25 protein-coding genes are annotated in these 25836 nt (G+C 69.8%); 8 read left to right on the top strand and 17 right to left on the bottom strand.

Annotation, left to right across the window (positions count from 1 at the left end; translation table 11 throughout):
- The first annotated feature begins 94 nt into the window (after positions 1–94).
- From SK095_RS14105 to SK095_RS14095, 3 genes are all read left to right on the top strand, one after another.
- On the top strand, positions 95–1462 hold the full coding sequence (locus tag SK095_RS14105; protein ID WP_320546628.1) for a glutamine synthetase family protein: 1368 nt from the start codon (positions 95–97) through the stop codon (positions 1460–1462).
- A gap of 289 nt (positions 1463–1751) precedes the next feature.
- Positions 1752–2234 (top strand): acyl-CoA thioesterase, encoded by a 483-nt coding sequence (locus tag SK095_RS14100; protein ID WP_136490633.1) that lies wholly within the window; start codon positions 1752–1754, stop codon positions 2232–2234.
- 56 nt (positions 2235–2290) lie between these two features.
- Positions 2291–2680, top strand: a complete 390-nt coding sequence (locus SK095_RS14095) for a DUF3301 domain-containing protein (protein WP_136490632.1) — start codon at positions 2291–2293, stop codon at positions 2678–2680.
- Between the two features lie 9 nt (positions 2681–2689).
- On the opposite strand, the gene SK095_RS14090 is transcribed toward SK095_RS14095, so the two are convergent.
- The 8 genes from SK095_RS14090 to SK095_RS14055 all read right to left on the bottom strand — a co-directional run bounded on the left by SK095_RS14090 (position 2690) and on the right by SK095_RS14055 (position 11644).
- Positions 2690–3571 (bottom strand): alpha/beta fold hydrolase, encoded by an 882-nt coding sequence (locus SK095_RS14090; protein ID WP_201485522.1) that lies wholly within the window; start codon positions 3569–3571, stop codon positions 2690–2692.
- Between the two features lie 13 nt (positions 3572–3584).
- Positions 3585–4490, bottom strand: coding sequence for an AEC family transporter (locus SK095_RS14085; RefSeq protein WP_201485523.1), 906 nt, complete (start codon positions 4488–4490; stop codon positions 3585–3587).
- Positions 4491–4565: 75 nt separating this feature from the next.
- Entirely contained in the window at positions 4566–6518 is a 1953-nt protein-coding gene (locus SK095_RS14080) for a DUF4105 domain-containing protein (RefSeq protein WP_414153891.1), read from the bottom strand.
- Between the two features lie 14 nt (positions 6519–6532).
- Positions 6533–6850, bottom strand: coding sequence for a DUF2388 domain-containing protein (locus tag SK095_RS14075; RefSeq protein WP_320546627.1), 318 nt, complete (start codon positions 6848–6850; stop codon positions 6533–6535).
- A 177-nt stretch (positions 6851–7027) separates the two neighbouring features.
- Positions 7028–8542, bottom strand: coding sequence for an acetyl-CoA hydrolase/transferase family protein (locus tag SK095_RS14070; RefSeq protein ID WP_136488437.1), 1515 nt, complete (start codon positions 8540–8542; stop codon positions 7028–7030).
- Between the two features lie 195 nt (positions 8543–8737).
- Complete coding sequence (locus SK095_RS14065) at positions 8738–10174, bottom strand: NAD(P)(+) transhydrogenase (Re/Si-specific) subunit beta (protein WP_320546626.1); 1437 nt, start codon at positions 10172–10174, stop codon at positions 8738–8740.
- Between the two features lies 1 nt (position 10175).
- Positions 10176–10490 carry an NAD(P) transhydrogenase subunit alpha gene (locus SK095_RS14060; protein WP_041506114.1) on the bottom strand — a complete coding sequence of 105 codons (315 nt, stop codon included), beginning with the start codon at positions 10488–10490 and terminating at the stop codon, positions 10176–10178.
- Positions 10491–10519: 29 nt separating this feature from the next.
- Positions 10520–11644 carry a Re/Si-specific NAD(P)(+) transhydrogenase subunit alpha gene (locus SK095_RS14055; protein ID WP_320546625.1) on the bottom strand — a complete coding sequence of 375 codons (1125 nt, stop codon included), beginning with the start codon at positions 11642–11644 and terminating at the stop codon, positions 10520–10522.
- A gap of 301 nt (positions 11645–11945) precedes the next feature.
- Here SK095_RS14055 and SK095_RS14050 point away from each other — a divergent pair, with 301 nt between their 5' ends.
- The 4 genes from SK095_RS14050 (at position 11946) to SK095_RS14035 (ending at position 13693) form a co-directional block, all read left to right on the top strand.
- A complete protein-coding gene (locus SK095_RS14050; protein WP_201485527.1) occupies positions 11946–12266 on the top strand; it encodes an ArsR/SmtB family transcription factor in 321 nt (106 codons plus the stop codon).
- Positions 12263–12697, top strand: coding sequence for a YeeE/YedE family protein (locus SK095_RS14045; RefSeq protein WP_320546624.1), 435 nt, complete (start codon positions 12263–12265; stop codon positions 12695–12697). Before SK095_RS14050 ends, SK095_RS14045 begins: the two co-directional genes overlap by 4 nt.
- A gap of 2 nt (positions 12698–12699) precedes the next feature.
- On the top strand, positions 12700–13116 hold the full coding sequence (locus tag SK095_RS14040) for a YeeE/YedE family protein (protein WP_320546623.1): 417 nt from the start codon (positions 12700–12702) through the stop codon (positions 13114–13116).
- 106 nt (positions 13117–13222) lie between these two features.
- The gene (locus tag SK095_RS14035; protein WP_136490340.1) at positions 13223–13693 is read left to right on the top strand and encodes a c-type cytochrome; all 471 of its coding nucleotides are present in this window, start codon (positions 13223–13225) and stop codon (positions 13691–13693) included.
- Positions 13694–13742: 49 nt separating this feature from the next.
- On the opposite strand, the gene SK095_RS14030 is transcribed toward SK095_RS14035, so the two are convergent.
- The 8 genes from SK095_RS14030 to SK095_RS13995 all read right to left on the bottom strand — a co-directional run bounded on the left by SK095_RS14030 (position 13743) and on the right by SK095_RS13995 (position 21917).
- On the bottom strand, positions 13743–14438 hold the full coding sequence (locus SK095_RS14030) for a cytochrome b/b6 domain-containing protein (RefSeq protein WP_320546622.1): 696 nt from the start codon (positions 14436–14438) through the stop codon (positions 13743–13745).
- A gap of 83 nt (positions 14439–14521) precedes the next feature.
- Positions 14522–17077 (bottom strand): TRAP transporter permease, encoded by a 2556-nt coding sequence (locus SK095_RS14025; RefSeq protein WP_320546621.1) that lies wholly within the window; start codon positions 17075–17077, stop codon positions 14522–14524.
- Positions 17078–17348: 271 nt separating this feature from the next.
- Positions 17349–18320, bottom strand: a complete 972-nt coding sequence (locus SK095_RS14020; RefSeq protein ID WP_201485532.1) for a TAXI family TRAP transporter solute-binding subunit — start codon at positions 18318–18320, stop codon at positions 17349–17351.
- A gap of 150 nt (positions 18321–18470) precedes the next feature.
- On the bottom strand, positions 18471–19235 hold the full coding sequence (locus SK095_RS14015; protein WP_201485533.1) for an N-acetylmuramoyl-L-alanine amidase: 765 nt from the start codon (positions 19233–19235) through the stop codon (positions 18471–18473).
- An 82-nt stretch (positions 19236–19317) separates the two neighbouring features.
- A complete protein-coding gene (locus tag SK095_RS14010; RefSeq protein WP_201485534.1) occupies positions 19318–20169 on the bottom strand; it encodes an endonuclease/exonuclease/phosphatase family protein in 852 nt (283 codons plus the stop codon).
- Positions 20170–20180: 11 nt separating this feature from the next.
- On the bottom strand, positions 20181–20825 hold the full coding sequence (locus SK095_RS14005) for a thiol:disulfide interchange protein DsbA/DsbL (RefSeq protein ID WP_136490318.1): 645 nt from the start codon (positions 20823–20825) through the stop codon (positions 20181–20183).
- Between the two features lie 147 nt (positions 20826–20972).
- On the bottom strand, positions 20973–21578 hold the full coding sequence (locus SK095_RS14000; protein ID WP_136490319.1) for a c-type cytochrome: 606 nt from the start codon (positions 21576–21578) through the stop codon (positions 20973–20975).
- Between the two features lie 42 nt (positions 21579–21620).
- The gene (locus tag SK095_RS13995; protein WP_136490320.1) at positions 21621–21917 is read right to left on the bottom strand and encodes a c-type cytochrome; all 297 of its coding nucleotides are present in this window, start codon (positions 21915–21917) and stop codon (positions 21621–21623) included.
- A gap of 223 nt (positions 21918–22140) precedes the next feature.
- Between SK095_RS13995 and yihA the strand changes: the two genes are divergently transcribed.
- Complete coding sequence (yihA, locus tag SK095_RS13990) at positions 22141–22788, top strand: ribosome biogenesis GTP-binding protein YihA/YsxC (RefSeq protein WP_136490321.1); 648 nt, start codon at positions 22141–22143, stop codon at positions 22786–22788.
- A 197-nt stretch (positions 22789–22985) separates the two neighbouring features.
- Here the strand turns inward: yihA and polA are convergent, their stop codons facing one another.
- Positions 22986–25796: a DNA polymerase I gene (polA, locus tag SK095_RS13985; protein ID WP_201485537.1), complete on the bottom strand. Its 2811-nt coding sequence runs from the start codon at positions 25794–25796 to the stop codon at positions 22986–22988.
- Positions 25797–25836 lie beyond the last annotated feature (40 nt).

The following is a 25836-nucleotide window of genomic DNA, read 5'->3' as shown; positions in this document are numbered from 1 at the left end:
GCCCATGGCCGCCCGTAGGGTGCGCCGCGCGCACCGCCACGCCCCGGGTGCGCACGGCGCACCCTACGCACCGCCGCCATACAAGGACTCCCCCATGCGCTTCGCCGAACTCGCGGAAGCCGACGCCTTCCTCGCCGCCCACCCCGACGTCAACGCCATCGAGCTGTTCATCATCGACCCCTGCGGCGTGCCGCGCGGCAAGCTGCTGCGCCGCGAGGAGCTGCGCGCCATCTACCAGAACGGCCGGCCGCTGCCGAGCAGCATCCTCGGCCTGACCATCCGCGGCGAGGATGTCGACGCCACCGGCCTGGTCTGGGAGGTCGCCGACGCCGACTGCTGGGCCTGGCCGCTGCCCGGCAGCCTCAGGCTGCAGACCTGGCGCGCCCAGCCGACCGCCCAGGTGCAGGTGTCCATGCACCCCGAGCAGGGCCGCCCGGCCAGCGTCGCCGACCCGCGCCACGTGCTGGCGCGGCAGATCGCCCGGCTCCAGGCCGACGGCTACCACCCGGTGATGGCCGCCGAGCTGGAGTTCTACCTGCTCGACCAGGCCCGCGACGCCGCCGGCCGCCCGCAGCCGGCGCGCCAGGCCAATGGCGTGCGCCCGCAGGCGCCGCAGGTCTACGGCGTGCTCGAGCTGGAGCAACTGGCGTCGTTCCTCGACGACCTCTACGCCGCCTGCGCCGCCCAGGGCCTGCCGGCGCGCACGGCGATCTCCGAGTACGCCCCGGGGCAGGTGGAGATCACCCTCGAGCACCGCGCGGACGCCCTGCAGGCGATGGACGAGGCGGTGCGCTACAAGCGCCTGGTCAGGGGCGTGGCCCACAAGCACGGCTTCCAGGCCTGCTTCATGGCCAAGCCGTTCGGCGAGCTGGCCGGCAGCGGCCTGCACATGCACGTCAGCCTGGCCGACGAAGACGGCAACAACCTGTTCGCCAGCGAGGATCCGACGGGAACGCCGCTGCTGCGCCAGGCCATCGGCGGCCTGCTGGACACTCTCGAGGACGGCCTGGCGGTGTTCTGCCCCAACGCCAACTCGTTCCGCCGCTTCCAGGCCAACAGCTACGCGCCGCTGGCCAGGAGCTGGGGGGTGAACAACCGCACCGTGTCGCTGCGCGTGCCGGGCGGGCCGGCGGCCAGCCGCCACGTCGAGCACCGCATCTGCGGCGCCGACGCCAACCCGTATCTGGCCGCCGCGCTGCTGCTGGCCGGCATCCACCGCGGCCTGCGCGAAGGGCTCGACCCCGGCGCGCCGATCGAGGGCAACGGCTACGAGCAGGCGCGCGAGACCCTGCCCACCGACTGGCTGACCGCCCTGCGCAGCCTGGAGCGCTCGGCCTGGGCGCGCGAGGCGCTCGGCGAGGACTTCCATCGCGTCTACCTGGCGATCAAGCAGGAGGAATACCGCCAGTTCATGGGCGAGGTCGGCGAGCAGGACTGGCGCTGGTACCTGGGCCACGCCTGAGGCGTCGGTGCAGGATTGTTGCGCCGACGGAAAATGTCCTTGCCGTCAGTCGGGGCGATCGTCGACCATGGTCGCCCCTCGTACCTGGCAAAATGCGTCGAACGCGACATTTCGCCGCAGGTCGCGGCACGATGACCGGCGGATCGCCGCGCGACCGTTCGGAGCTGCGCAAAGCCGCGCCGCGTGCGGGTTCGGCGGGTTTCGGCGCAGGGCGAAATTGCTCCACACAGAAGGGGTGCATTCGACTAAAGTAGCGTCCTCTTCACCCGTAATAGAGCCTGGAACACCCATGCAATCCGGCAATTCGCAGCTGACCATGACCGTCCTGATGACTCCGGACAAGGCCAACTTCTCCGGCAACGTGCACGGCGGCACGCTGCTCAAATACCTCGACGAAGTCGCCTATGCCTGCGCCAGCCGCTACGCCGGTCGCTACGTGGTGACCCTGTCGGTGGACCAGGTGATCTTCCGCCAGCCGATCCACGTCGGCGAGCTGGTCACCTTCCTCGCCTCGGTCAACTACACCGGCAGCACCTCGATGGAAATCGGCATCAAGGTGGTCACCGAGGACATCCGCAACCAGACGGTGCGCCACACCAACAGCTGCTTCTTCACCATGGTGGCGGTCGACGGTCACGGCAAGACCGTGCCGGTGCCGCCGCTCAATCCGCAGACCGCCGAGCAGAAGCGCCGCTTCGCCCAGGCCGAACAGCGCCGCGCGATCCGCCGCGAGCTGGAAGAGCGCTACAAGGCGCTGATGAACCACGACTGAGGGTCGTCCATGCCGCACCGCCACCCGCTTCGCCCGCAGTCCGCCCGGAGGCGCGCATGCTGACGCTCGGCGAACTGGCGGTGCTGCTGCTGGTGGGCGGCGTCTGTGCCTGGCTGTGGCACGCCCACGGCGTTCACGAGCACGCCCTGCGCCTGGTGCGCCAGGCCTGCCTGCGCGAGGACGTGCTGCTGCTCGACGACAACGTGGCGTTCCGCCGCCTGCGCCTGCTGCGCGACCGCAGCGGCCGCCTGCGCCTGGCCCGCGAGTACGCCTTCGAGTTCACCGTCACCGGCGAGCAGCGCCACCCGGGACGGCTGCTGCTGCTCGGTCGCACCCCGGCGCAGATCGAGCTGGCGCCGCACCCCTTCCGCGAGCCGGCGACCGACGACGACCACGACGCCGAGCGGGTGGTCAACCTCGACGACTGGCGCCGCCGCCAGCGCTGAGTCCGCCGCTCAGTCGGCGCTCGCCAGCAGGAAGGCGCGCACCCGCTGCGCCGTCTCCTGCGCATCCTCCTGCATGAAGCAGTGGCCGCCGGCCACCCGCTGCGCGCTGACCCGGTGGTTGAGCGCGCACCAGCGCGCCACGCCCTGGGCGACGAAGGGGTAGGTATCCGCACCCTGCAGCACCAGGGTCGGCGTGCTCACCCTGGCCAGCGCGCGCCACAGGCCGCGCGGGTAGGAGGCGAAGATCTCCGCCTCGCGGCTCGGCCGGCACTTGAGCGCCACCCCGCCCTCGACGCTGCGCAGTGCGTGCTCGACGTAGGCGTGCAGCGCCGCGTCGCTCCAGCCGCGGAAGATCCCCCGGCCATGCAGGCCCGCCCGGGCCGCGGCGCGGTCCGGCCAGCGCTCGCGGCGGCCGCGCGCCTGGCGCACCAGCGCGCGGCGCTCGTGCAGGCCGAGCAGCTCGGACAGCGCCATCACCCCGATCATCGCCGGCGGAAACAGCACCGGGTCGAGCAGCACCGCGCGCTGGAACAGCGCCGGCTCGCCGGCGAGGATCAGGCCGCTCAGCACGCCGCCGAAGCTGTGCCCGCAGGCCAGGCGCGGCACCGCGCCGAAGCGGCCGAGGCCGGCGCGCAAGGCTTCCACCGCCAGCTCGGCGCTGCGGTTCCAGCCGTGGAAGCGTCCGCCGTGGTCGCTGTCGCCGTGGCCTTGGGCGTCGCACAGCCAGAGGTCGAAGTCGCGCGCCAGCAGGGCCAGCAGCGGCTCGTAGGCGCGGCAGCAGAAGCCGTTGCCGTGCAGGAAGTGCAGCAGCGGCTTGCCCGAGGGCTCGCTGTGCCAGCCGCGCAGGGTGAAGCCGGCCGAGCTGAGGTGGGACCAGGGATGCAGGTGCATGGCGAAGCTCCGGTCAGGCCAGCGTCGCCAGCAGCAGCGGCAGGCTGACGGCGGCGAGCAGGGTCTGCAGGGTGATGATGCCGGCCATCAGGTGGCCGTCGCCGCCGAGCTGGCGGGTCAGCGTGTAGGCGGTGGGCGCGGTGGGCAGGGCGAAGAACAGCACCAGCAGGCTGCTCTCCAGCGCCGGCAGGGCCAGCAGCTGCGCCACGGCGAAGGCCAGCAGCGGCATCAGCAGCAGGCGCGCGGCGCAGTTGCCGAGCAGCGCCGGCGCCTCGCCGCGCAGCTCCTGCGGGCGCAGCGCGGCGCCGACGCAGAGCAGGCCGAGCGGCAGGCTGGCGGCGGCGAGCAGGCCGAGCAGGCGCTCCGTGCCGCCGGGCAGGCCGATGCCGCCCAGGTTGAGCAGGGCGCCGCCCAGACAGGCGAGGATCAGCGGGTTCCGGGTGATCGGCAGCAGCAGGCTGCGCGCGCTGACGCCGCGCTCGGCGCTCAGCGCCCACACCGACAGCACGTTCACCGCCGGCACCATCAGCGCCAGCATCAGCGCCGCCAGGGTCAGTCCTTCCGCGCCGTACAGGCTGCCCACCGTGGCCAGGCCCAGGTAGGTGTTGAAGCGCAGTGTGCCCTGGACGATGGCTCCGAAGCGCGCCGCCGGCCAGCCGCGCCAGCGGCGCAGGGCGAGCAGGCCGAGCCAGCCGGCGGCCAGGCCGAGCAGCACCGCCAGCGCCAGGCGCGGCAGCGCCGGGTTGTCCAGCGGCGCGCGGGCCAGGCTGCCGAGCAGCAGGGCGGGGAACAGCACGAAGTAGTTGAGGCGCTCGGCGCCGGGCCAGAAGGCCTCGCCGGGGAAGTCGGCACGGCGCAGCAGGTGGCCGGCGACGATCAGGGCGAACAGCGGCCAGAGGGCGAGCAGCAGGGGCGACATGGCAGCTCCGTTGCAGGGCGGCGCACGCCGCAGGTCCGACGGGAGGAGTCGGCAGTCTAGCGGCAAACGCCGCCGTCAGGGCAGCTGCAGGCCGCCGCCGGCCCTGTGCAGCGCGCGCAGCTGCGCGCCGATCTGGCGCACGTTGGCCTCGCCGTCGTCCAGTTCGCGGCGCCGCTCGCTGCCGAGCAGGGCCAGCAGCTGCGCGTCGAGCCGGTCGCTGAGCTGGCGCAGCTCGGCCTGGCGCGCCCCGCTTTCCTGCTCCAGGCGCTGCCACTCGCCGGGCTGCGGCAGGCCGTAGCCGCCGTCGAGCAGCTCGGCCGGGCGGCTGAGGAAGCCGCTGCCGGCCAGCAGCCGCTCGAGGGTGCGGTCGGCGGCGGCGTTGCTCTGCCCGCGGGCGCGGCGGCCGAGGTAGGCCTGCTTGAGGTCGTCCTGGGCCAGCTGCAGCTGGCGGCGCCGCGCGGCCTGTTCGAGCAGCAGCAGGGCGGCGCTGGCGCGCAGGTCGGCGCCGGCGAAGTGGCGGCGGCGCTCGCCGGCCGGCAGCGCCAGCCAGTCCTCCACCGTGGCCTGCGGCAGGGCCAGGCGCGCGCGGGCGACGGCGAACATCGCCTGGTAGCGCTCGCGGAAGGAGTCGAAGCGGTAGCCCAGGCGCAGCGCCTCGCGCGGATCGGCGAGCACGCTGCGCTCAAGCAGACCGCGCGCCTCGAGCAGTTCGAGCAGGCCGCTCGGCGTGATGCTGTCGAGGTCGGTCAGGCGCGGGTCGGCGCTGCCGCTCCTGAGCAGCTTGAGGGTCTCCACCGCGCAGTTGTTGCTGAGGAACCAGTAGTCGCCGTCGTGGCTCCAGTGCAGCTCGGCGGCGCGCTCGGCCAGCGTGCGGATCTGCACGCGGGTCAGCCCGAGCGGCAGCGAGGCGAGGCTGCGCAGTTCGGTCTTGGTGTATTCGTCGATCACCTGGCCGAGCGGCAGGACGAACAGCCGCGAGGGATAGGCGCCGGTCAGGCCGTCCCAGCTGGACAGCTGCACGTCGCCGACGAAGGCGCGGAACGACAGCACCAGGTGCCGGTCGAGGTCGAGCCGGCAGTCCGGGCCGCGCGGCCGGCCGGGGGCGCATACCACCAGGCGCAGCATGCTGTGGCCCCAGCGGCTGACCCAGTTGTCGTTGGCCTCGGCGAACAGGTAGTCGACCGCGTAGATGCGCTCGGGGTCGAGGCGTGCCAGCGGCTGGCGGGCGAAGTCGCTGCCGGCGTTGAGGTAGGCCAGCTCGCCGGCGCAGTCGGCTGCCGGCGGCGCCCAGGCGAAGTGGCTGCGCAGGTGGCGGTACAGACCCGGTCGCCGGCAGGCGTACTGCGGGTCGAGGAGGAAGTACTCCATGTTCACCGCGACGAACTCGCGCGGGTTGCTCAGCTCGTAGGCGTCGGGGCTGCGCAGCTCCTGCGGGTTGTCGGCCTCGCGCGCGCCGCGGCGGCCGACGCGCTGCGCCCAGCCGGCCAGGTCGAGCAGGTGCGGGTCGTCGGAGAGGGTGAAGCGTCGCTCGCTCTGCCCGCGGCACTCGCCCGGCAGGCCGACCGCGCCCTCGCTCGCCGCCTGCTGCCGGCAGCGGCGGATCAGCCGCACCTCGTCGGCCGGCCAGGCGCGCGCGCGGTCGTAGAGGTGGGTCAGCTCGTGGAGCAGGGTGGCCAGCAGTTCGCGGCGCAGGGTGCCGTGCGGGCGGCCGGTCGCCGTGCGCGCGGCGCTGCCGTCGGCCAGCGCCGGCAGCAGGCGGGCGTTGAGCTCGAAGGCGTCGAGGCGGCTCAGGCGGCCGTACGCCGCGGCCGGCAGCGCGTCGCTCCAGCGCACCGCGACGCGGCGGTCGAGCTGCTGGCGCAGGCGCGGCGGCAGGGCGGCCAGCGCCTCGTCGAGCAGCGCCTGGCTGGCCTGGCGCTCGGCGGCGGACAGGCCGGCGCCCTGCAGTTCGAGGCGCAGGCCGGCCGGTGCGGCGGCGTGGGCGGGCGGCGCCAGGCAGCCCAGCAGCAGGACGAGGCCGCCCAGCAGCGCCCGCCAGCTCCTCACAGGGCGAGCAGGGCCTGAGCCAGTTCGGCGTCGCTGGCTGCCTGGGCCTCGGGCACGCGCGCGCGCAGCAGTTGCAGGGCGGCCTCCAGGCGGGCGCCGCGGATCGCGCCTTCGCTGGCGACGAAGCTGGCGGCGTCGTCGCGGGCGGCCTGCACCACCTTCATGTCGCGCACCGAGGTGGTGGTGTCGGAGGTGAAGTCGAGGCTGCGTTCGAGGGCGCGCACCAGGATGTTGCTGGTGGCGACCAGGGTCTGGGCCTGGGCGCTGCCGGCGGCGAGCAGGACGAGGGTGGCGGCGAGCAGGGTGCTTCGCATCGGGGGTACTCCGGTGGTTCTGGACGAGGCGCGTACTGTATTGATTCGCAGGGCCGCATGCCAGCCGCGCGCTGCCGCGCTGCGACCGGCGTGGCATCTGCGTGGCGGGTCGCGGCCCGGAAACGACTGCGCCGCCCGAAGGCGGCGCAGTTATGCGGCGGTCAGCCGATCAGGCGATCAGAGCAGGCCGCAGTGACCCGGCTGGCGCAGCATGTGGCCGGTCTGCTGCATGTTGATGTGCCAGGAGAAGGCCTCGGCGAGGATGTGCGGGGTCTGGCCGCCGACGGTGGCGCAGGCGCGGTCGAAGTAGTCCTGCATGGCCGGGCGGAAGTCCGGGTGCACGCAGTTGTCGATGATCACCTGGGCGCGCTCGCGCGGGGCCAGGCCGCGCAGGTCGGCCAGGCCCTGCTCGGTGACGATGATGTCGACGTCGTGCTCGTTGTGGTCGACGTGCGGGATCATCGGCACGGCGGAGGAGATGGCGCCGCCCTTGGCGATGGACTTGGTGACGAAGATGGCCAGGTGGGCGTTGCGGGTGAAGTCGCCCGAGCCGCCGAGGCCGTTCATCATGTGGGTGCCGTTGACGTGGGTGGAGTTGACGTTGCCGTAGATGTCGAACTCCAGCGCGGTGTTGATGCCGATGATGCCGATGCGACGGACGATCTCCGGATGGTTGGAGATTTCCTGCGGGCGCAGCACCAGCTTGTCCTTGTACTTGTCGAGGTTGGCCAGCACGTGGTGGCACATCTTCTCGGACAGGGTGAAGGAGCAGCCGGAGGCGGCGACCAGCTTGCCGGCGTCGAACAGCTCGAAGGTGGAGTCCTGCAGCACCTCGGAGTACATGGTCAGGCCGCTGAAGTTGGACTTCAGCAGACCGCTCATCACGGCGTTGGCGATGGTGCCGACGCCGGCCTGCAGCGGCAGCAGGCTGGGGCTCAGGTTGCCGCGCTCGACTTCCTTCTCGAAGAAGGCGATCAGGTGGTCGGCGATGGCCTGGGTCTCGTCGTCGGACGGCAGGACGCTGGAGTAGGAGTCTTCCTGGTCGGTGATGACGATGGCGGCGATCTTCGCCGGGTCGCAGGGGATGTACGGGGTGCCGATGCGATCCTGGCCGTTGACCAGCGGGATCGGGCCGCGCTCCGGGCGCTTGGCCGGCAGGTAGATGTCGTGCAGGCCTTCCAGGGCGGCCGGGTGGGCCAGGTTCAGCTCGACGATCACCACGTCGGCTTCGGTGAAGCTGGCGGAGTTGCCCACCGAGGTGGTCGGCACGATGCCGCCGTTCTCGGTGATGGCGCAGGCCTCGATGATGGCCACGTCGACCTTCGGCAGGCTGCCGGCACGCAGCTGCTCGGCGGTGTCGGACAGGTGCTGGTCGATGAACATCACCTCGCCCTTGTTGATCGCCTTGCGCAGGCCGGCGTCGGACTGGAACGGCATGCGGCGGGCCAGCAGACCGGATTCGGCCATCAGCTTGTCCATGTCGTTGCCCAGGCTGGCGCCGGTGATCAGGGTGATCTTCAGCTCTTCGTGGCGGGCGCGCTCGGCCATGGCGATCGGCAGCTTCTTGGCTTCGCCGGCGCGGGTGAAGCCGCTCATGCCGACGGTGTTGCCGTTCTTGACCAGCTTGGCCGCTTCTTCGGCGGTGGTGATTTTGTCGGTCAGGGACTGCAGGCGAATACGATCAGGGTACAGGGACATTGAGCGGTTCCTTTGGATACGGCCTATGGCGAACACAGTGCGCCGAGTCTAAGGATTCGCTATCGTCACGCCTTTAATACTAAGGTCGTAATGCGCTGGACGGTTTTTGCAAGGCATCGCGACCTTTTGCCGCAGAAACAACCACTTCCGCGTGGCGGAAGTGGTTGTTTCACCGTGCATTTCGTCGGGTTACTCGACGGCCTTGACCATGTCCTCGACCACCTTCTTGGCGTCGCCGAACACCATCATGGTCTTGTCCATGTAGAACAGCTCGTTGTCGAGACCGGCGTAGCCGCTGGCCATCGAGCGCTTGTTGACGATCACGGTGCGCGCCTTGTACGCGTCGAGGATCGGCATGCCGGCGATCGGCGACTTCGGATCGGTCTTCGCCGCCGGGTTGACCACGTCGTTGGCGCCGAGCACCAGCACCACGTCGGCCTGGCCGAACTCGGGGTTGATGTCCTCCATTTCGTGCACCTGCTCGTAGGGCACCTCGGCCTCGGCCAGCAGCACGTTCATGTGCCCCGGCATCCGCCCGGCGACCGGGTGGATCGCGTACTTCACGGTCACGCCGCGGTGGGTCAGCTTCTCGGTCAGCTCCATCAGCGCGTGCTGGGCACGGGCCACCGCCAGGCCGTAGCCGGGGACGATGATCACGCTGTCGGCGTTGCCCAGCAGGAACGCGGCATCGTCGGCCGAGCCGCTCTTCACCGGGCGCTGCTCCTGGGAGCCGGCCACGGCAGCGCCGGCTTCGGCGCCGAAGCCGCCGAGGATCACGTTGAAGAACGAGCGGTTCATCGCCTTGCACATGATGTAGGAGAGGATCGCGCCGCTCGAACCGACCAGCGAACCGGCGACGATCAGCATCGAGTTGTTCAGCGAGAAGCCGATGCCGGCCGCCGCCCAGCCCGAGTAGCTGTTGAGCATCGACACCACCACCGGCATGTCGGCGCCGCCGATCGGGATGATGATCAGCACGCCGATCACGAAGGCCAGCGCCACCAGCACGGCGAAGGCGGTCAGGTCACCGCTGAAGGTGAAGGCCAGGCCCAGACCGAGGATGGCGAGGCCCATGGCCAGGTTCAGCCAGTGCTGGCCGGCGAAGGTCACCGGGGCGCCCTGGAACAGGCGGAACTTGTACTTGCCGGACAGCTTGCCGAAGGCGATCACTGAACCGGAGAAGGTGATGGCGCCGATGGCCGCGCCGAGGAACAGCTCCAGGCGGTTGCCGGCCGGGATGGCGTCGCCTAGCGCAGCGACTATGCCCAGCGACTGCGGCTCGACCACGGCGGCCACGGCGATGAACACCGCGGCCAGGCCGATCATGCTGTGCATGAAGGCGACCAGCTCGGGCATCTTGGTCATCTCGACGCGCTTGGCCATGATGGTGCCGGCGGTGCCGCCGAGCAGCAGGCCGAGGACCACGTAGCCGATGCCGGCGCCTTCGCCCATCTGCGCGCCGAGCTTGTAGATCAGGCCGACGGTGGTGAGCACGGCGATGGCCATGCCGACCATGCCGAACAGGTTGCCCCGGCGCGAGCTGGTCGGGTGCGAGAGGCCCTTGAGCGCCTGGATGAAGCACACGGACGCCACGAGGTAGAGGGCGGTGATCAGGTTCATGCTCATCTCAGTGCGCCTCCGCCTTGGCCGGCTTGTCTTTCTTCTTGAACATTTCCAGCATGCGCCGGGTGACCAGGAAGCCACCGAACACGTTGACCGCGGCCAGCGCCACGGCCAGGGTGCCCATGGTCTTGCCCAGGCCGGTTTCGGTCAGCGCGGCGGCCAGCATGGCGCCGACGATGACGATGGCGGAGATGGCGTTGGTCACCGCCATCAGCGGGGTGTGCAGCGCGGGAGTGACGTTCCATACCACGTGGTAGCCGACGTAGATCGCCAGCACGAAGATGATCAGGTTGTAGAGACCGTCGGAGATCGGGTCCATGGTTGTTGTCCTTGTAATCTGGGGAGCAATCAGGCGGCGTTGCGACGGACCAGCTGGCCGCCCTCGCACATCAGGCAGGCGGCGACGATGTCGTCTTCGCGGTTGAGCTGGAACTTGCCTTCGCCGTCGATGACCAGCTTGAGGAAGTCCAGCAGGTTGCGCGCGTACAGGGCCGAGGCGTCGGCCGGCACCAGCGCCGGCAGGTTGCTGTGGCCGACGATGGTCACGCCGTGGCGCATCACCACCTGGTCGGCGACGGTCAGCGGGCAGTTGCCGCCCTGCGCCGCGGCCAGGTCGATGACCACCGAGCCGGGCTTCATCGCCGCCACGGTGTCCTCGTGCAGCAGGATCGGCGCCGGACGGCCGGGGATCAGCGCGGTGGTGATGACGATGTCGGCCTGTTTGGCCTTCTCGTGCACCGCCCTGGCCTGGCGCTCCATCCAGGATTTGGGCATCGGCCGCGCGTAGCCGCCGACGCCCTGGGCGCATTCGCGCTCCTCGTCGGTCTCGAACGGCACGTCGACGAACTTGGCGCCGAGGGACTCGATCTGCTCCTTCACCGCCGGCCGCACGTCCGAGGCCTCGATCACCGCGCCGAGGCGCTTGGCGGTGGCGATCGCCTGCAGGCCGGCGACGCCGGCGCCGAGCACCAGCACGCGGGCGGCCTTCACCGTGCCGGCGGCGGTCATCAGCATCGGCATGAAGCGCGGGTAGTGGTTGGCGGCGAGCATCACCGCCTTGTAGCCGGCGATGTTGGCCTGCGACGACAGCACGTCGAGGCTCTGCGCGCGCGAGGTGCGCGGCGCCGCCTCGAGGGCGAAGGCGGTGATGCCGCGCTCGGTCATGCGCGCCAGGTTGGCGTTGTCGAACGGGTTGAGCATGCCGACCAGCACGGCGCCGGGCTGCATCAGTTGCAGCTCGTCGGCGTCGGGCGCGGCGACCTTGAGCACCAGGCCGGCGCCGAGGGCCTCGGCGGCCGAGCCGATGCGCGCGCCGGCGGCGACATAGGCGTCGTCCGGGACGCTGGCGGCAACGCCGGCTCCCGACTGGACGACGACCTGGTGGCCCTGGGCGACGAGTTTCTTGACCGTTTCCGGCGTGGCGGCCACGCGGGTTTCCCCGGCGTGGGTTTCGAGCGGTATACCGATTTGCATGAGCAAATCTCTCCATTGGCAAGCGAAATTGTTGTTGTTCGTTGCTCCCGCAGGACGCCAGATCCGCTGGCTAGAGGGGTCGACGCGCGCTGCGCGGACCTCTGGCGGGGCTATATGGCGCCGGATTGTGCCGGGGTGGCGGTTGTCGTTCAACTGTTTTGGAGTGAGTTGAGACGAAAATTGCAAGTCGACTTTGGCCGAAATGATGGGTTTTTCAGCCGAAGGTAGTAGGCGGGCGGACGGTTTGCTTTACAGTTTATATTGATATATATTGTTTTTCGGCTAACTGTATGGAGCCGCCATGCCCCTCGCCGCGACCGATTTCGCCCGCCTGCGCGCCAATGCCGATGCCGCCAGCCAGCTGCTCAAGGTGCTGGCCAACCCGGATCGCCTGCTGCTGCTGTGCCAGCTGGCCGAAGGCGAGCGCAATGTCGGCGAGCTGCAGGATGCGCTGGGCATCGTCCAGCCGACCCTGTCGCAGCAGCTCGGCGTGCTGCGCCGCGAGGGGCTGGTGGCCACCCGCCGCGACGGCAAGCAGATCCACTACCGCATCGCCAGTCCCGCCGCCCTGGCGCTGATCCACACCCTGTACCTGCAGTTCTGCTCGGAGGAACGACAATGACCATCGACTGGGCCCACTTCACCCCCTGGAGCGCCCTCGCCGGCGGCATCCTGCTCGGCCTGGCGACCGGCCTGTTCGTGCTGGCCAACGGCCGCATCGCCGGGATCAGCGGCCTGCTCGGCAGCCTGCTCAACCCGAAGGCCAGCGGCCGGCTGGACAGCCTGCTGTTCGTCGCCGGCCTGCTGCTCGCCCCCTGGCTGTGGCAGGCGTTCGCCGCGCTGCCGGCCATCGAGATGCAGGCCGGCGTGCCGGGTCTGCTGCTGGCCGGCCTGCTGGTCGGCTTCGGCGCGCGGCTGGGCTCCGGCTGCACCAGTGGCCACGGCATCTGCGGGCTGTCGCGGCTGTCGCCGCGCTCGCTGATCGCCACCCTGTGCTTCATGGGCACCGGCTTCGCCACCGTCTTCGTCGTCCGCCACCTGATCGGAGCCTGAGCATGAACCGTCTGACCGCCTTCCTCGCCGGCCTGCTGTTCGGCCTCGGCCTGCTGCTGGCCGGCATGGCCAGTCCGGCCAAGGTGCTGGCCTTCCTCGACCTGGCCGGCAGCTGGGATCCGTCGCTGGCCTTCGTCATGGGCGGCGGCATCGCTGCCGCGCTGATCCCCTTCACCCTGGCGCGCCGCCGCCAGCAGTCGCTGACCGGCTGCCCGATGCAGTTGCCGAGCAAGCGCGAGCCGGACCGCCAGCTGGTGATCGGCAGCCTGATCTTCGGCATCGGCTGGGGCATCGCCGGCATCTGCCCGGGGCCGGCGGTGGTGGTGCTGGGCAGCGGCAACGCCGCCATCCTGCCGTTCGTCATCGCCATGCTGGCGGGCATGGGCCTGTATCGCTGGTACGAAAGTCGCCGGGTGTGAACCCGGCGGGGCTGCCTGTTGCCCCCGCAGCGGCTACTCTAGAGCCTCTGCCGGCCCGGGGCCGGCTCTTCGTGATCATGCTGCAAGGAAAGGGAGAACACCGATGATGAACAAACTGATGGCCTGCACCGCCGGTCTGCTGCTGGCGGGGACCGCCAGCCTGGCCGTGGCCCAGGTCAGCCCGGAAGACCAGATCGAGTTCCGCAAGGCCGGCTACAGCTTCATGTCGTGGAACATGGGCAAGATCAAGGCGCAGGTCGTCGAGGGCTCGGTGCCCTACGACCAGGCGCAGGTCGCCGCCGCCGCCAACGCCATCGCCGGCATCGCCAACTCGGGCATGGGTGCGCTGTACGGTCCGGGCACCGAGCAGTCGGTGGGCGCGCAGAAGACCCGCGTCAAGCCGGAGTTCTTCACCCAGAAGGAGGAGGTCGCCAAGGTGGCCATCGCCTTCAACCAGGCCGCCAACAACCTGGCCAAGGTCGCCGCCGGCGGCGACAAGGCTGCCATCGCCCAGGCTTTCGGCGAGGTGGGCAAGAGCTGCAAGGGCTGCCACGACAAGTTCCGCATGGACGAATGACCGACGCACGGCTGACATGAAAAGGGCGACCCGCGGGTCGCCCTTTTCGTTACCAGGCCGGAGTGCTCTGCGCCGGTGGCGGCGGAGGCGTCGGAATCCAGCTGCCGTTGGCAGCCCAGATCGCGCCGCCGGCGAAGGCCAGGGCGACCACCAGCGCCGGCAGGCTGCCGCCGCTGGCCGGCTTGACCGGCCGCGCGGCCGGCACCCGGCGCTTGCCGTGGAGCATGGCCTCGACCAGGTTCTCGCCGCGCACCAGGCGGTAGAACAGCAGCGCCGCCAGATGCAGGACGATCAGCGCGACCACCAGCCACAGGCCCTGGCGGTGCAGGCCGGTCAGCCTGCTGCTGGTGGCGCTGTCGACCAGGCGGTACAGCGGGCCGGTGAAGGCGATGTCGTCGTTGGCCACCAGGCCGCTGGCGACCTGGAAGCCGAGGGCGGCGAGCATGGCCAGCACCGACAGCCAGCCCAGCGGGTTGTGGCCGCCGCCGTGCCACTCGCCGCGCAGGTAGGCCGGCAGGCTCTGCGGCAGGTGCAGCACCTGGCCGAAGCGCACGTAGGTGGAGCCGAGCACGCCCCAGGCCAGGCGGAAGGCCAGCAGGCCGGCGATGAGCAGGCCCAGGCGGCCGTGCCAGACCATCCAGTTGCCGCCGACCCAGCCGGTGGCGAGGGCGGCGGCGACGGACAGCGCCAGACTCCAGTGGAAGACGCGGGTGGGCAGGTCCCAGATGCGGATATGCAGGGTCATCAGCGGTTCCTTGCTGGTGAAAGAAAGCGGCGCCCGCTGGGCGCCGCCGGATGCTGCTTCAGACTACCTCAGACTGCACGAGTTCAGGTCGCGGCGCGGCGCCGACGGCTCTGCAGCAGCCAGACCAGGCCGAACAGGGCGAAGCCCGGCAGCCAGATCAGCTCCTTGGGCCAGCGCTGGGTGGGCGCGCGCACGTCGAGGATCTGCTGGTCGAACTCCAGGCCGAGGTCGGCGGCCGGGCTGCCGAAGGCGACGTTGTCGATCAGGGTCTTGCCGTCCTGCTCGTAGAGCTGGATGCCCAGCTTGCCGAGGCGTTCCTCGCCACTGGCACCGTCCGGCACCGGCAGCAGCACGGTGAAGACGCGCGGGTCGCCGATCGCGTCCTCGCCCTGGATGCGCAGGCGCAGGCTGCTGTCCGCCTCGACCTCGCCGAGCGCGCTGGCCAGCTGGGCCGGCGGCACCTCGCGGTAGGGGTCGTGCAGCATGTCCATCCAGAAGCCCGGGCGGAACAGGCTGAAGGCGACCAAGAGGAGCAGCAGGCTCTCGTACCAGCGGCTCTTCACCAGGAAGAAGCCCATGGTGGCGGCGGCGAAGACCAGCATGGCCACGGTGGCGACGATGAAGATCAGCACGCCGTGCCAGAAGCCGACGTCGATCAGCAGCAGGTCGGTGTTGAAGATGAACAGGAACGGCAGCGCCGCGGTGCGCAGGCTGTAGAAGAACGCCACCAGGCCGGTCTTGATCGGATCGCCCTTGGACACCGCGGCGGCGGCGAACGAGGCGAGGCCCACCGGCGGGGTGACGTCGGCCATGATGCCGAAGTAGAAGACGAACAGGTGCACGGCGATCAGCGGCACGATCAGACCGTTCTGCTGGCCGAGGGTGACGATCACCGGCGCCAGCAGGCTGGACACCACGATGTAGTTGGCGGTGGTCGGCAGGCCCATGCCGAGGATCAGGCTGAACACCCCGGTGAGCAGCAGCATCAACAGCAGGTTGCCCATCGACAGCAGCTCGACCAGGTCGGCGAGCACCAGGCCGACGCCGGTCTGCGACACCGCGCCGACGATGATGCCGGCGGCGGCGGTGGCGATGCCGATGCCGATCATGTTGCGCGCGCCGGCGATCAGGCCCTCGCGCAGGTCGACGCAGCCGTCGATGAAGCTGCCGTGGGTCTTGCCGCCGTCACCGCGCAGCCAGCCGAGCAGCGGGCGCTGGGTGAGCAGGATGACCATCAGCATCACGCTGCCCCAGAACGCCGACAGGCCGGGCGACAGGCGCTCGATCATCAGGCACCAGACCAGCACCACCACCGGCAGCAGGAAGTGCAGGCCGGAAAGCAGCACGGCGCGGGTCTCGGGCAGCACCTCCAGCGGCTTGTCCGGGTCCTCGGCGGGCAGCGGCGGGTTGCTGGCGGCGATCTTCAGCAGGCCCAGGTAGGCCACCGCAAGCAGCAGGCTGATGCCCGGCAGGGCGTAGTCGCCGAGCGCCGGCTTGAGCCAGCCGAGGCCGTAGTAGACCGCCAGCGACAGGCCGGAGATCAGCGCGACGCCGAAGGCGAAACCGGTCAGGCGGCGCAGCCAGGGTTTCGGCTGGCGCGCGCCGATCGGCTGCATGCCGAGCTTCAGCGCCTCGAGGTGGACGATGTAGAACAGCGCGATGTAGGAGATCGCCGCCGGCAGGAAGGCGTGCTTGATGATCTCCACGTAGGGCATACCGACGTACTCGACCATCAGGAAGGCGGCGGCGCCCATCACCGGCGGCATGATCTGGCCGTTGACCGAGGAGGCCACTTCCACCGCGCCGGCCTTCTCCTTGGAGAAGCCGACCTTCTTCATCATCGGGATGGTGAAGGTGCCGGTGGTGACCACGTTGGCGATCGACGAGCCGGAGATCACCCCGGTCAGCGCCGAGGACACCACCGCCGCCTTGGCCGGGCCGCCGCGCAGATGGCCGAGCAGGCTGAAGGCCAGCTGGATGAAGTAGTGGCCGGCGCCGGCGCGCTCGAGCAGGGCGCCGAACAGCACGAAGAGGAACACGAAGCTGGTCGACACGCCGAGGGCGATGCCGAACACGCCTTCGGTGGTGATCCACTGGTGGTTGGCCAGCGCGGTGAAGCTCACCCCGCGGTGCGCCAGCAGGTCCGGCATCCACGGGCCGGCGACGCTGTAGACCAGGAACAGCAGGGCGATCACCGCCAGCGCCGGGCCGAGGGCGCGGCGGGTGGCCTCCAGCAGCAGCGGAATGCCGACGCAGGCGGTGACCAGGTCGAGGGTGGTCAGGTTGCCTGGGCGCTGCGCCAGTTGCTCGTAGGCGATGAACAGGTAGGCGGCGCTGGCCGCCGCCGCCAGGCCCATGGCCAGGTCGGTGAGCGGCACGCGGTCGCGCGGCGAGCGGCGGAACGCCGGGTAGACGAGGAAGGCCAGCAGCAGGGCGAAGGCCAGGTGGATGGAGCGGGTTTCGGTGTCGTTGAACACGCCGATACCGAACACGAACGGCAGCGGCGAGGCGATCCACAGCTGGAACAGCGACCAGGCCAGGGCCAGGCCGGTGATCACCGCGGCCATCGCGCCCGGCGGGGTGCGCGCACCGACGTCCTGGGCGATCAGCTCCTCGGTGGAGAGTTGCTTGTCATGCATGGGATGAACCTGCAGCGGAAAACGGATAACGCCGGAACCCGCGGCCTCGCGGCACGCGGGTTCCGGGTGGAAGCGGCATGGCGGGCGCTACTAGCAGAGTAGCAGCGCCCGGCAAAGGGAATGGTGGCGAGGAGCCGGTTCACGATCTCGCGAGCTAGCGCCAGGCAAGGCGAAATCGGCTGAGGACGCGGAGTTTACGAACTGTAAATGAGCAGTCCGAAGCCGATTTCAACGCAGCATGGCCGACGCGCAGCAGATCGTGGACGGTTCCTTACAGCCAGCCGCGCTCCTTGTAGTACCGCGCGGCGCCCTCGTGCAGCGGGGCGGACAGGCCGACCTTGATCATGTCCTCGGCCTTGAGGCCCTGGAACGCCGGGTGCAGGCGCTGGAAGCGCTCGAGGTTGTCGAACACCGACTTGACCAGCTGGTAGACCACCTCGGGATCGGTCTTGGCGCTGGTGGACAGCACCGCCTTACCGCCGATCGACGGGGTCGCGGCGTCGTTGCCCTTGTACAGGCCACCGGGGATCTCGGCCTTGGTGTAGTAGCTCTTCTCGGCCAGCAGCTTGTCGATGTCCGGGCCGGTGACCGGCACCAGTACCGCGTCGACCGTGGTGGTGGCTTCCTGGATCGCGCCGTTGGGGTGGCCGACGAAGTAGGTCATGGCGTCGATGTTGTTGTCGCTCAGCGCGGCGGCCTGCTCGGCCGGCTTGAGCTCGGCGGCGAGGGCGAAGGCCGACTTGTCCCAGCCCTTCACGCGCAGGATCTCGTCGAGGGTGTCGCGCTGGCCGGAGCCGGGGTTGCCGATGTTGACGCGCTTGCCCTTGAGGTCGTCGAAGCCGGCGATCCTGGCGTCGCGGCGGGCGAGGATGGTGAACACCTCGCTCTGCAGGGAGAACACCGCGCGGATGTCCTCCATCGGGCCTTCGGCCTGGAACGGCGCTTCGCCCTTCATCGCCTTGTACTGGTGATCGGACTGCATGATGCCGAAGTTGAATTCGCCGCTGCGGATGCCGTTGACGTTGGCCACGCCGCCGCCGCTGGCCGGGGCGTTGCACTTGATCTGGTGCTCGGCCGCGCCGCGGTTGAGGAACCGGCAGATCGACTGGCCGGCCACGTAGTAGACGCCGGTCTGGCCGCCGGTGCCGATGGTGACGAACTTGTCCTGTGCCTGAACGGTCCCGCCCAGAGAGAGGCCTGCCAGGGTTGCGGACAGGGCCCATGCCAAGGTTTTGCCTTTCATGGAGGTGCTTCCTTCTTCTGTTTGTTGGATCTGCCGGCGTGCTTGTGGATCGGCGGCAGACCGGCAAGTTTACCTGCAAACGCGAGCGCTTCCGCCGAACGCGGCGGAAAACCCTGCGCAGAGTGTAGAAGGTCGCGGCGCTCCGGGAGGCTACAGCGCCAGCAGCAGCGCGGCGCTGTGCAGGTCGGGCTGGCCGTCGTGGCGCTCGGGGCGGTACTTCATCTGGAAGGCGGCGAGCACGTTGCGGGTGGCCTCGTCCAGCTGGCCATGCTGCGGCACCGCGTAGCCGATGCGTTCGAGCTGGTGCTGGAACCAGGCCACCTCGGGCACCCGGCCGTCCAGCTGGCGCAGCTTCCCCTGCACCACGGCGGCCTCGGGCCAGGGGATCAGTCCGGCGGCGGCGAGCTGGCGCCAGGGGAACAGCGGGCCGGGGTCGACCTTGCGCTGCGGAGCGATGTCGCTGTGGCCGACGATGTTGACCGGCGCCACGCCGTGGCGGGCCTGGATGTCCCTGAGCAGGGCGATCAGGCGGTCGATCTGCGCCTGCGGGTAGGGATGCCAGGTGCGCCCGTCCGGGCCATCGGTATAGCCGGGGTTGACGATCTCGATGCCGATCGAGCTGGCGTTGAGCCAGGTGCGCCCGCGCCACTGGCTGTCGCCGGCGTGCCAGGCGCGGCGGCTCTCGTCGACCATGCGGTAGATCTTCCTGCCGTCGGCCGGCAGCAGGTAGTGGGCGCTGACGCCGCCGTGGCTGAGGGTCTTCAGCGAGCGCGGCAGGTCGCTGGAGGTGTAGTGGATGACGATGAATTCGACCCGGCTGCTGTGGTCGACCGAGCGCTGGCTGTCGTCGAAGCGCAGGCCGCCGGCGCAGCCGGCGAGCAGCAGGGTGAGGGCGAGGGGGAGCAGGATCTTCATGGCGCGGTGCCGGGTGCGGTGGAGCGGATGCCCAGCATAGCCTGCCGGCGCGCCGGGGCGGACGCTCGAGATGTGAGCGGGTTTATCCGGGCGCCACCACCAGCGGCTGCTGGCGCAGGCCGGCGGGCAGGCGGATGTCCACCGCCACCGGCAGGTGGTCGGAGATCGGCGCATCCAGCACGGCCATGCGCTCCAGGGTCAGCTGCGGGCTGAGCAGGATGTGGTCGATGCAGCGCTGCGGCTGCCAGCTGGGGTAGGTGGCGCAGGTCTGCGGGGCGACCAGGCCGAGGCCGCGCAGCGGCGAGTGCTCGAGCAGTTCGGCGGCGTGGGTGTTCATGTCGCCCATCAGCACGCAGTGGCGGTAGCCGTGGATCAGTTCGCGGATGTAGGCCAGCTGGCGGGTGCGCACGCGCGCGCCGAGGGCCAGGTGCATCATCACCACCGCCAGCGCCTCCGACCCTTCGCCGAAGCGCAGCAGGATGGCGCCGCGGCCGGGCGGGCCAGGCAGCGGGTGGTCCTCCAGCTGCTGCGGGCGCAGGCGGCTGAGCAGGCCGTTGCTGTGCTGGGCCAGCGCGCCGAGGTTGCGGTTGAGCTGCTGGTACCAGTAGGGGAAGTTGCCGAGCTGGGCGAGGTGCTCGACCTGGTTGACGTAGTCGGAGCGCAGGCTGCCGCCGTCGACCTCCTGCAGGGCGACCAGGTCGAAGTCGCCGAGCAGCGCACCGATCTGCTGCAGGTTGACCGCCCGCTCGCGGTGCGGCAGCAGGTGCTGCCAGCTGCGGGTCAGGTAGTGATGGTAGCGGCGGGTGCTGATGCCGACCTGGATGTTGAAGCTGAGCAGGCGCAGGGTTTCGCCGACAGCGACTTCGCCGGCCTGCGGATTGTGTCGCGCGGCCCGGATGCCGGGCGCGCGCGGGGTGGTCCAGCGCCTGAGCATGGCCGCCGCCGTTACTGGGCGGGGGCTTGCTGGGTCGCGCGTTCCTTGGCGATCAGGTGGTCGGCGACCTGGAGGGCGCCGTTCGGGCCGCCGGCGGTGCCGAGGTCGAAGCGGTACTTGCCGTTGACCACCAGCACCGGCACGCCGGTGATCTGGTAGGCCATGGCCAGCTTCTTGGCCTTCTCCATCTGGCCCTTCACGGCGAAGGAGTTGAAGGTCTTGAGGAAGGCGTCCTTGTCCACGCCCTGGCCGGCGAGGAACTCGGCCATCTCCTCCGGGGTGGCGAGCTTCTTGCCTTCGCGGTGGATGGCGGCGAACACCGCGTCGTGCACCTTGGCCTCGACGCCCATGGCCTCGAGGGTCAGGAACATCTGGCCGTGGACGTTCCACAGGCCGCCGAACAGCGCCGGGATGCGCACGAAGTTGACGTCTTCCGGCAGCTTCTCGGCCCACGGCTGGATGGTCGGCTCGAGCTGGTAGCAGTGCGGGCAGCCGTACCAGAACAGCTCGACCACCTCGATCTTGCCGGGCTGGGCGACCGGCACCGGGCTGCTCAGCTGGACGTACTGCTTGCCGGCCTGGATCTCCTCGGCTGAAACGGTGGCGCCGAACAGGCTGAGGCCGGCCAGAACGGCCGAGAGAATCAGGTTACGCATGCTTGACTCCTGGACAGGATGACGTGGGGCGGCTGGCGGTTGGACACCGGCGGCCGCTGGCGAATTCCACGCGATTGTAGGCGAGACGGGCAAAAAAAAGGGCGGCCATGGCCGCCCTTTTTATGTTGCAGGCTACTGCGGGATCGCTCAGTGCAGACCCTGGATGTAGCTGGACACCGCTTCGATGTCCTTGTTGCTCAGCTTGGCGGCGATGGAGCGCATGATCATGGCGTCGCCGTCGTTGGTGCGGTTGCCTTCGCGGAAGTCGGTCAGCTGCTTGGTCACGTACTGGGCGTGCTGGCCGTTGAGCTGCGGGAAGCCGGCCAGGTCGTTGCCGCGGCCGTCCGGAGCGTGGCAGCCGGTGCAGGCCGGCATGCCCAGTTCCAGGTTGCCGCCGCGGAACAGCGCTTCGCCGCGCGCCACCAGCTTGGGATCGGCCTGGCCGATGCTGCCCTTCTGGCTGGAGAAGTAGGCGGCGATGTCGGCCAGATCCTGGTCGCTCAGGTTGTTGAGCAGGCCGGTCATCTCGATCACGGTACGCTTACCACCCTTGATGTCCTGCATCTGCTTGAGCAGATAGCGCTCGCCCTGGCCAGCCAGTTTCGGGAAATTGGGCGCTGCGCTGTTGCCGTCCGGGCCGTGGCAGGCGCCGCAGACGGCTGCCTTGGTCTGTCCAGCGGTGGCATCGCCGGCGGCATGGGCCACACCGGTCACGCCCAGGGTCAACAGCAGACTCACGAGTAGTTTGTTCATCAGCTAATCCAGCTACGGCTAAAGGTAAGGGGGGTATCGGGATTACTTGGAGGCACTCATCCACTCGATGACGGCCTTGTAGTCCTCGGCGGTGCAGTCCATGCACATGCCGCGCGGCGGCATGGCATTGAAGCCGTTGGTGACGCTTGCGACCAGTGCATCCATACCCTTGGCCAGACGCGGTTCCCAGGCGGCCTTGTCGCCCTTCAGCGGTGCCATGGGCAGTGCGCCGTTGTGGCAGGCGGCACAGGCACGATTGAACACCGCTTCCGGATCCTGGGCGGCCTGCGCGGAGGCGGCGGCAGCAACGAGCGACACAGCAAGCAACAGTTTCTTCATGGTCGACCTCTTCTACATCAGGGGAAAACGGCCCGTCGCTCTGCCGGCGGGGTCCGTCCGCGTGGACACTGAACTTGGGAATAAAGCGCACACAAAATCCGTGGCATTATATACAGGCGACGTCAAAACGGAAACGGAACCGCCGTCAGCGACACTTTGTCGCAGCACCTACCAGCCCCAGCCTGCAACGCGTTGTTGCGCAGGCGCAGAACAGGCCCTCGCCATGTCCGTCAAGAATCCCATCCTCGGTCTGTGTCAGCAGGCCGCCTTCATCAAGAGCGCCGCCCAGGTCGACCAGTGTCCGCCGGACGAGGGCTTCGAGGTGGCCTTCGCCGGGCGCTCCAACGCCGGCAAGTCCAGCGCGCTGAACACCCTGACCCATGCCCGCCTGGCGCGCACCTCGAAGACCCCGGGGCGTACCCAGCTGATCAACTTCTTCCGCCTCGACGACCAGCGCCGCCTGGTCGACCTGCCCGGCTACGGCTACGCCAAGGTGCCGATCCCGCTCAAGCAGCACTGGCAGCGCCACCTCGAGGCCTACCTGGGCAGCCGCCACAGCCTGGTCGGCGTGGTGCTGCTCATGGACATCCGCCATCCGCTCACCGAGTTCGACCTGCTGATGCTCGACTGGGCCAAGGCCAGCTGCCTGCCCATGCACATCCTGCTGACCAAGGCCGACAAGCTGACCTTCGGCGCGGCGAAGAACACCCTGCTCAAGGTGCAGAAGGAGATCCGCCAGGGCTGGGGCGAGGTGGCCAGCGTGCAGCTGTTCTCCGCGCCCAAGCGCCAGGGCATCGAGGATGCGCAGGCCGTGCTGGCCGGCTGGATGGGCCTGCTGGAGGAAGACGAGGCGGTCGCCGAGCAGGCCTGAGGTTTCGCGCAGGCAAAAAAAACCGACCTTCCGTTGGGGGGATGGAAGGTCGGTCATCGAGCCCGGCTGCCAGGGCGGGGCAGGCGGGCGTTCTGCCAACACAGGGTTCTGCAAGGAAACCCATGAGGGGTCTGCCAACCACTCAGAACAATTGACCGCGGCCTGCGCGACAAAGTTCAGCCGTTGGTCGGCTCGGCTCAGTGGGCCTCGTCCCAGTTGCTGCCCACCCCGGCCTCGACCAGCAGCGGCACATCCAGCTGCGCGGCGCCGCTCATGCGCGGCAGCAGGCCGGCCTCGAGTTCCTCCACCTGGTCCTCGCGCACTTCCAGCACCAGTTCGTCGTGCACCTGGAGGATCATCCGCGCATCCAGCCCGGACTCCTGCAGCCAGGCGTCCACCGCCACCATGGCGCGCTTGATGATGTCCGCCGCGGTGCCCTGCATCGGCGCGTTGATCGCCGTGCGCTCGGCGGCCTTGCGCATGGCGCCGTTCTTCGAGTGGATCTCCGGCAGGTACAGGCGGCGGCCGAACAGGGTCTCGACGTAGCCCTGCGCCGCGGCCTGCTCGCGGGTGCGTTCCATATAGGCCAGCACGCCGGGATAGCGGGCGAAGTAGCGGTCGATGTAGGCCTGCGCCTGCTTGCGCTCGACGCCGATCTGTTTGGCCAGGCCGAAGGCGCTCATGCCGTAGATCAGGCCGAAGTTGATCGCCTTGGCGCTGCGCCGCTGCTCGGAGCTGACCTGCTCCAGCTCGACGCCGAACACCTCGGCGGCGGTGGCGCGGTGCACGTCGCGGCCGTGGCGGAAGGCGTCCAGCAGGCCCGCGTCCTGGGCCAGGTGGGCCATGATGCGCAGCTCGATCTGCGAGTAGTCGGCGGCCACCAGCCGGTAGCCCGGCGCGGCGACGAAGGCCTGGCGGATGCGCCGCCCTTCGGCGGTGCGGATCGGGATGTTCTGCAGGTTCGGGTCGCTGGAGGACAGCCGGCCGGTGGCGGTCACCGCCTGGTGGTAGCTGGTGTGGATGCGCCCGGTGCGCGGGTTGATCTGCTCGGGCAGCTTGTCGGTGTAGGTGCTCTTCAGCTTGCTGACGCTGCGGTAGTCCATCAGCACCTGCGGCAGTTCGAAACCCTGCTCGGCCAGCTCGGCGAGCACGCTCTCGGCGGTGGAGGCCTGGCCCTTGGCGGTCTTCGACAGCACCGGCAGGCCGAGCTTGTCGTAGAGGATGGCGCCGAGCTGCTTGGGCGAGGCGAGGTTGAATTCCTCGCCGGCCAGCTCGAAGGCCTGACGCTGCAGCTGCTGCATCTTCTCGCCCAGCTCGACGCTCTGCTGGCCGAGCAGCTTGGCGTCGACCAGCGCGCCGTGGCGCTCGATGCGCGCCAGCACCGGCACCAGCGGCATCTCGATCTCGGTCAGCACCTTCGCCAGCGCCGGCACGGCTTCCAGCTTCTGCCACAGGGTCTGGTGCAGGCGCAGGGTGACGTCGGCGTCCTCGGCGGCGTAGGGGCCGGCCTGCTCGAGGGCGATCTGGTCGAAGGTCAGCTGCTTGGCGCCCTTGCCGGCGATGTCCTCGAACTTCACCGTGCTCTGGCCGAGGTACTTGAGCGCCAGGCTGTCCATGTCGTGGCGGGTGGCGGTGGAGTCCAGCACGTAGGACTCCAGCATGGTGTCGAAGGCCACGCCGCGCACCTCGATGCCGCAGCGGGCGAGGATGTTGATGTCGTACTTGGCGTGCTGGCCGACCTTGGCCCTGGCCGGGTCTTCCAGCAGCGGCTTGAGCGCGGCCAGCACCGTGTCGCGGTCCAGCTGCGCGGGTACGCCCATGTAGCTGTGGGTCAGCGGCACGTAGGCCGCCTCAAAGGCGCTGACCGCGAAGGAAATGCCGACCAGCTCGGCCTGCTGGGCGTCGAGGCCGGTGGTCTCGGTGTCGAAGGCGAACAGCTCGGCCGCCTCGAGCTTTTCCAGCCAGGCGTCGAACTGCGCCTGTTCCAGCACGATCTCGTAGCGGGTCTCGGGCGCAGCCGCGGCTTCTGTGGCAGTGGCAGTCGCCGCGCCGCCTTCGGCGGGAGCGCCGGACGCCGGAGTGCCGGCCACCGGAGTGCCGGCCACCGGTACGCCGGCGGCCTTCGCCTCGCGCAGCAGCTCGTCCAGCCAGCTCCTGAACTCCAGGGTGCGGTACAGCTCGATCAGTGCCGGGCGGTCGGCTTCGCCCGGGTGCAGGTCGTCGAGGGCGACGTCCAGCGCCACGTCGGTCTTGATGGTCGCCAGCCGGTAGGACAGGTAGGCCATCTCGCGGTGCTCCTCGAGCTTGGCCGGCAGCGACTTGGCGCCGCGGATCGGCAGCGCCGGCACCTGCTCGAGGCTGGAATAGATCAGGTCGAGGCCGCCGCCGAGGCCCTGCAGCAGGCCCAGCGCGGTCTTCTCGCCGACCCCGGGCACGCCGGGGATGTTGTCGACCTTGTCGCCCATCAGCGCCAGGTAGTCGATGATCAGCTCCGGGCCGATGCCGAACTTGGCCACCACGCCGTCGCGGTCGAGATAGGTCGGCGGGTTGGTCATGGTGTTGACCAGGCTGATGTGGCCGTCGACCAGCTGGGCCATGTCCTTGTCGCCGGTGGAGATCAGCACCGGGCGGTCGGCGGCGGCGCTGGAGCGCGCCAGGGTGCCGATCACGTCGTCGGCTTCCACCCCCTCGATGCACAGCAGCGGCAGGCCGAGGGCGCGCACGCAGGCGTGCAGCGGCTCGATCTGCACGCGCAGGTCGTCGGGCATCGGCGGGCGATGCGACTTGTAGTGCTCGAACAGCTCGTCGCGGAAGGTCGGGCCCTTGGCGTCGAACACCACGGCGAACGGGCTGTCCGGGTACTGGCGGCGCAGCGACAGCAGCATGTTCAGCACGCCCTTGACCGCCCCGGTGGGCAGGCCGGCGGAGGTGTGCAGCGGCGGCAGGGCGTGGAAGGCGCGGTACAGGTAGGAGGAACCGTCCACCAGGACGAGAGGGGCTAGACTCATGGGGAAATCGACTCTTCGGCGATGCGACCGGGTAAGATGG

Origin of the sequence: Pseudomonas sp. AN-1 (assembly GCF_034057115.1) — a bacterium.
GTDB lineage: Bacteria > Pseudomonadota > Gammaproteobacteria > Pseudomonadales > Pseudomonadaceae > Geopseudomonas.
The sequence above is the reverse complement of the archived record's forward strand: the minus strand, read 5'-3'. Positions and strand labels throughout refer to the sequence as shown.